The organism is Fulvivirga kasyanovii, from assembly GCF_009711405.1.
GTDB lineage: Bacteria > Bacteroidota > Bacteroidia > Cytophagales > Cyclobacteriaceae > Fulvivirga > Fulvivirga kasyanovii.
Genome location: NZ_SMLW01000185.1, coordinates 657 through 1,705, shown reverse-complemented (window position 1 = coordinate 1,705; position 1,049 = coordinate 657). Strand labels below are relative to the sequence as shown.

The window sequence follows — 1,049 nt, the reverse complement described above, 5'->3', positions numbered from 1 at the left end:
GGGGAGAATTACCAGCGGTAAAACACTTTCAGTAGGAAAAATATGATAAAAATAAGTGTTAAAAGATTGGAAAGTGAGCCTAACCTGAAATTAGAATTTTATGATAGCATATCACGTATACCCCTCAATATAAAATTACGCAACTACGAAATGCCTCCAAGTGTAATTAAATTTGATAATTTTGAAAGAGGCAATTTTGTAGAATTTCGTTTTGATAGCCATGTTGGAGACTTGTTTGAGATAACAGTTGTTTCAATAAACAACAATGCAGTTATATTCACAGATAGTTATCGAATTAATATCTTAAATAGTCAAAATAATGGGTTTTTTATTGATGACCTTAAAGCTAAAGGGGTACGTAAGAAACTATTAACTAAAATTGCTCGAACTTCCACCAGCTCTGTATGTTTTGCTTTCGGTGACGACAATGATGGATTGGATTATTATAAAGCATCAGGAGGGCTTTATATCGGAATCGATTCGGATAATAATTTGAAATCCTTCTATTTGGAAGGCTTAAGTCAGCAAAATATAAAGGATATTTTTGGTGAGTAAAAACTCCCTCTCATGCTAGTGCGAGCTTGCAGCTCGTATCCACTTGTAGATATGCGAAATGTGGCCTTGATAATAGTATGCCTTTGTGTTATATTCAATAATTGAGCGGACCTCAAGAACATACGGGTCCGTAGCGGACGCTACGACCAGGGGAGAGAATACTTTAACAGTGGATCGAAGTATATTAAATATTAGATTCAGCAAAAAACAATTCACCTTTTCTAAAGTTGAAATTAATTACGATGACATAAGGTTTTTTGATAGCAACAATAATATGATATTAGAAATTGATATTGGTTTGGCAATAGAGCAGAGCAATTATGAAGCAATAACCTTTTATTATGAATCTAAAAGTTTTGAAATTGGCAATAGAAGCACCTCAGAATTGTCATTTAGACAAATTCAAGATTTTTACAGAAAAGTGGATATTAACCTGTAACCCACCCTACCTGGTCGTAGTTTAGCGCAGCGATCCTAAGACCTAAAATGAAATA

Annotated in this window: 1 protein-coding gene; it reads left to right on the top strand. The window is 33.8% G+C overall.

The features are described 5' to 3' along the window. Positions 1-42 precede the first annotated feature (42 nt). Entirely contained in the window at positions 43-555 is a 513-nt protein-coding gene (locus E1163_RS00685; RefSeq protein WP_155168602.1) for a hypothetical protein, read from the top strand. Positions 556-1,049: the final 494 nt, after the last annotated feature.

What these genes read in the sequence shown, in the direction of transcription:
- E1163_RS00685 (WP_155168602.1), top strand. Translation starts at nt 43, where the DNA reads ATGATAAAAATAAGTGTTAAAAGATTGGAAAGTGAGCCTAACCTGAAA.